Source organism: Cupriavidus basilensis (assembly GCF_029335485.1).
Lineage (GTDB): Bacteria > Pseudomonadota > Gammaproteobacteria > Burkholderiales > Burkholderiaceae > Cupriavidus > Cupriavidus basilensis_E.
On record NZ_JARJLM010000442.1, the window covers coordinates 1 to 5,532 of the forward strand.

3 protein-coding genes are annotated in these 5,532 nt (G+C 64.9%); all 3 read left to right on the forward strand.

The window, feature by feature from the left end:
- Window positions 1-354 precede the first annotated feature (354 nt).
- Window positions 355-1,491: a glutamine-hydrolyzing carbamoyl-phosphate synthase small subunit gene (gene carA / locus P3W85_RS26705; RefSeq protein WP_017230229.1), complete on the forward strand. Its 1,137-nt coding sequence runs from the start codon at window positions 355-357 to the stop codon at window positions 1,489-1,491.
- Window positions 1,492-1,553: 62 nt separating this feature from the next.
- Window positions 1,554-2,234, forward strand: coding sequence for a leucine efflux protein LeuE (gene leuE / locus P3W85_RS26710; RefSeq protein ID WP_017230230.1), 681 nt, complete (start codon window positions 1,554-1,556; stop codon window positions 2,232-2,234).
- A gap of 65 nt (window positions 2,235-2,299) precedes the next feature.
- The coding region (carB, locus tag P3W85_RS26715) for a carbamoyl-phosphate synthase large subunit (protein WP_276266964.1) at window positions 2,300-5,532 on the forward strand (3,233 nt) is incomplete at its 3' end.

Sequence of the window (5,532 nt, forward strand, 5' to 3'; positions counted from 1 at the left end):
GCCGCCAGCCGTGCAGGCCGGCGCCGGCGGTACGCCGGTCGGGAGCGCGGCGTGTGCGACAAGCCGCACGGCGTCCGCAAGTCCTTGATAACTTGAGAAAATGGGTGGCGCGAGGTATAATCCAAAAGTTTCGCTTTCAGAACCCCTCACCCTAGCGCCTACCGAATTCCACCTTCCGCCGCCCCCATTTCGCCTTTGCTCCGCCGCCTTGTTTCAGGTGGCGTATCGAGCACCGGGTGAACGGCCCTGGCGATAAGCGCCGCGTCCATCGCGCGGCCTGTCGCCCCCGCCGGACAACGGGGCACGAGGCGTTGAGCAGGTCGGTCACGGGGTGAATCCAGCAGGAGCCTACCCGTGTTACCGTCTTTTCCGTCCGCCATTCTCGCGCTTGCAGACGGCACGGTCTTTCGTGGCTATTCCATTGGCGCTTCCGGCCATACCATCGGCGAAGTGGTGTTCAACACCGCCCTTACCGGTTACCAGGAAATCCTCACCGACCCCAGCTATTCCCGGCAGATCGTCACGCTGACGTATCCGCATATCGGCAATGTCGGGGTCAATGCTGAGGATGTCGAAGCCACGAAAGTCCATGCCGCCGGCCTGATCATCAAGGATCTGCCGCTTCTGGCCTCCAACTTCCGCAAGGAACATTCCCTCGGCCATTACCTCAAGCAGGAAAAGGTGGTGGCGATCGCCGGCATCGATACCCGCAAGCTGACCCGTATCCTGCGCGAGAAGGGTGCGCAGAACGGCTGCATCCTGGCTGGCGAGGACAATGTGCAGAAGGCCATCGACCTGGCGCGCTCTTTCCCCGGCCTGGCCGGCATGGACCTGGCCAAGGTGGTGTCGGTCAAGGAGCCGTACGAATGGAACCAGACCGAATGGGCGCTGGGCCGCGGCTATGGCAAGCTGGAATCGCCGCGTTTCCACGTGGTGGCCTATGACTACGGCGTCAAGTTCAACATCCTGCGCATGCTGGCCGAACGCGGCTGCAAGGTGACCGTGCTGCCGGCGCAGGCAAGCGCGGAGGACGCGCTGGCGCTGAACCCGGACGGTATTTTCCTGTCGAACGGCCCTGGCGACCCCGAGCCCTGCGACTACGCGATCCGTGCCACCCGTGAGTTCATCGCGCGTGGCATCCCCACCTTCGGCATCTGCCTGGGTCACCAGATCATGGCGCTGGCTGTTGGCGCCAAGACCTTGAAGATGAGTTTCGGCCACCATGGCGCGAACCATCCGGTGAAGGACGTCGACGACGGCCGTGTGGTGATCACCTCGCAAAACCACGGTTTCGCGGTGGACGCCGACACCCTGCCCGCCAACGTGCGCACCACCCACGTGTCGCTGTTCGACGGCTCGCTGCAGGGCTTTGCGCTGACCGACAAGCCCGCCTTCTGCTTCCAGGGCCACCCGGAAGCCTCGCCGGGCCCGAACGATGTGGCTTACCTGTTCGACCGCTTCACCAAGATGATGGCGGACGCACGCCGGTAAGCGGGCAGCGAAGAAGACGAGACGAGAAGCTTGGTAGACACAGCAGACCGCAGGACGATCCCATGAACGCCTTCATGCATACCGCGCTGGGCATTACCGATTTCTGGACCTTTGTGCTCGGCACGATCTTTATCGTGCTGCTGCCGGGGCCGAATTCGATGTATGTGCTGTCCGTCGCAGCGCAGCGCGGCGTGCGCGAGGGCTACAAGGGCGCCTGCGGGGTGTTCCTGGGGGACGCCATCCTGATGGTGCTGTCGGCGGCGGGGGTGGCTTCGCTGCTGAAGGCCAGCCCGGCCTTGTTCTACGTGGTGAAATACATCGGTGCCGCCTATCTGGGCTGGATCGGCTTCCAGATGCTGCGCGGCGCCGTGCGCGGCTGGTCCCGCCGCGGCGGCGAGGCGGGAGGTGCCGCACCGGCCGAGGCACCTGTGGATCGCGCCACCAACCCGTTGCGCAAGGCGCTGGTGGTGAGCCTGCTCAACCCCAAGGCCATCCTGTTCTTCATCTCCTTCTTCATCCAGTTCGTCGATCCGCAGTTCGGCTATCCTGCGCTGTCGTTCGTCGCGCTGGGGCTGGTGTGCCAGCTGTGCAGCTTCGCCTACCTGACCACGATCATCTTCGTGGGCGCAAGGCTGGCCGAGGCGTTTCGCCGTCGACGACGCCTGTCGGCGGGCATGGCGAGCGGGGTGGGCGCCATGTTCATCGGCTTCGGCGCCAAGCTGGCGACGGCCACCCTGAACTGAATCGAATCCTGATATCCGGTGCGGCCCGCGCGAGTGTGCGGGCCGGCCAATAATGAGAGCGTGCAATGCCAAAGCGCACAGACATAAAGAGCATCCTGATCATCGGCGCCGGCCCCATCATCATCGGGCAGGCGTGCGAGTTCGACTATTCCGGCGCCCAGGCCTGCAAGGCCCTGCGCGAGGAAGGCTTCAAGGTCATCCTGGTCAATTCCAATCCGGCCACGATCATGACCGATCCCAACACGGCCGATGTGACCTACATCGAGCCGATTACCTGGGAAGTGGTCGAGCGCATCATCGAGAAAGAGCGTCCCGACGCCATCCTGCCGACCATGGGCGGCCAGACTGCGCTGAACTGCGCGCTGGACCTGCATCGCCATGGCGTGCTCGACAAGTACAAGGTCGAGCTGATCGGCGCGTCGCCGGAAGCCATCGACAAGGCCGAGGACCGCCAGAAGTTCAAGGAGGCGATGACCAGGATCGGCCTGGGCTCGGCCAAGTCCGGCATCGCCCACTCGATGGAAGAAGCGCTGGCCGTGCAGTCGCAGATCGCCAAGGAAACCAATACCGGCGGCTACCCCATCGTGATCCGCCCGTCCTTTACGCTGGGCGGCTCCGGCGGCGGCATTGCCTACAACCGCGAAGAATTCGAGGAAATCTGCAAGCGCGGCCTGGATCTCTCGCCGACCCGCGAGCTGCTGATCGAAGAATCGCTGCTGGGCTGGAAAGAGTATGAGATGGAAGTGGTCCGCGACAAGAAGGACAACTGCATCATCATCTGCTCGATCGAGAACCTGGACCCGATGGGCATCCATACCGGCGACTCCATCACGGTTGCGCCCGCCCAGACCCTGACCGACAAGGAATACCAGATCCTGCGCAACGCCTCGCTGGCGGTGCTGCGCGAGATCGGCGTCGATACCGGCGGCTCCAATGTGCAGTTCTCGATCAATCCGGCCGATGGCCGCATGATCGTGATCGAGATGAACCCGCGCGTGTCGCGTTCGTCGGCGCTGGCTTCCAAGGCCACCGGCTTCCCGATTGCCAAGGTCGCCGCCAAGCTGGCGGTGGGCTATACGCTGGACGAACTGAGGAACGAGATCACCGGCGGCCAGACCCCGGCCTCGTTCGAGCCGTCGATCGACTACGTGGTGACCAAGGTGCCGCGTTTCGCCTTCGAGAAATTCCCGCAGGCCGACAGCCACCTGACCACCCAGATGAAATCGGTGGGTGAAGTGATGGCCATGGGCCGCACCTTCCAGGAATCCTTCCAGAAGGCGCTGCGCGGCCTGGAAGTCGGCGTGGACGGCCTGGACGACAAGTCCTCCGACCGCGACGAGATCGTCGAGGAAATCGGCGAAGCCGGCCCGGACCGCATCTGGTACGTGGGCGATGCTTTCCGTATCGGCATGTCGCTGGAAGAAGTGCACGCCGAGACCGCGATCGACCCGTGGTTCCTGGCCCAGATCGAAGACATCGTCAAGACCGAGAACCTAGTCAAGGCGCGCAAGCTGGACAGCCTGTCGGCCGCCGAGCTGCGCCACCTGAAGCAGAAGGGTTTCTCCGACCGCCGCCTGGCCAAGCTGATGGGTGCCGAGCCCAAGGCCGTGCGCGCCGCGCGCCATGCCGCCGGCGTGCGTCCGGTGTACAAGCGCGTGGACACCTGCGCTGCCGAGTTCGCCACCAACACCGCCTACATGTATGGCACGTATGAAGCCGAACATGGCGAGTGCGAAGCCGATCCCACCACCAATCGCAAGATCATGGTGCTGGGCGGCGGCCCGAACCGGATCGGCCAGGGCATCGAGTTCGATTACTGCTGCGTGCACGCCGCGCTGGCGCTGCGCGAAGACGGGTACGAGACCATCATGGTCAACTGCAACCCGGAAACCGTATCGACCGACTACGACACCTCGGACCGCCTCTACTTCGAGCCGCTGACGCTGGAAGACGTGCTGGAAATCGTCGACCGCGAAAAGCCGGTCGGCGTGATCGTGCAATACGGCGGCCAGACCCCGCTGAAGCTGGCGCTGGACCTGGAAGCCAACGGCGTGCCCATCATCGGCACCAGCCCCGACATGATCGACGCGGCCGAAGACCGCGAGCGTTTCCAGAAGCTGCTGCATGAGCTGGGCCTGCGCCAGCCGCCCAACCGCACCGCGCGTGCCGAGGACGAAGCGCTGCGCCTGGCCACCGAGATCGGCTACCCGCTGGTGGTGCGCCCGTCGTACGTGCTGGGTGGCCGCGCGATGGAAATCGTGCACGAGCCGCGCGACCTCGAGCGCTACATGCGCGAGGCCGTCAAGGTGTCGCACGACTCCCCGGTGCTGCTGGACCGCTTCCTGAACGACGCCATCGAGTGCGACGTCGACGCCCTGTGCGACGGCCAGCGCGTGTTTATCGGCGGCGTGATGGAGCACATCGAACAGGCTGGCGTGCACTCGGGCGACTCCGCCTGCTCGCTGCCGCCGTACTCGCTGGCGCAAGCCACCGTGGATGAACTCAAGCGCCAGACCGCCGCCATGGCCAAGGCCTTGAACGTGGTCGGCCTGATGAACGTGCAGTTCGCCATCCAGCAGGTAGGTGGCGAGGATATCGTCTACGTGCTGGAAGTGAACCCGCGCGCCTCGCGTACCGTGCCGTACGTGTCCAAGGCCACCGGCCTGTCGCTGGCCAAGATCGCGGCGCGCTGCATGGCCGGCCAGTCGCTGGACTCGCAAGGCGTGTTCGATGAAGTGGTGCCGCCGTACTTCAGCGTCAAGGAAGCGGTGTTCCCCTTCAACAAGTTCCCCGGCGTCGACCCGGTGCTCGGACCCGAGATGCGCTCCACCGGCGAGGTGATGGGCGTGGGCAAGACCTTCGGCGAAGCGCTCTTCAAGAGCCAGCTGGCCGCGGGCTCGCGTCTGCCGGAGAAGGGCACCGTGCTGCTGACCGTGAAGGACAGCGACAAGCCGCACGCCGTGGGCGTGGCGCGCATGCTGCATGACATGGGCTACCCGCTCGTCGCCACGCGCGGCACCGCCTCGGCGATCGAAGCCGCCGGCATCCCGGTGCGCGTGGTCAACAAGGTGAAGGACGGCCGCCCGCATATCGTCGACATGCTCAAGAACGGCGAACTGGCGCTGGTGTTCACCACCGTGGACGAAACCCGCACCGCCATCGCCGACTCGCGCTCGATCCGTATCTCGGCGCTGGCCAGCCGGGTGCCTTACTACACCACCATCGCCGGCGCGCGCGCCGCGGTGGAGGGCCTCAAGCACATGCAGAGCCTGGAGGTCTACGACCTGCAAGGCCTGCA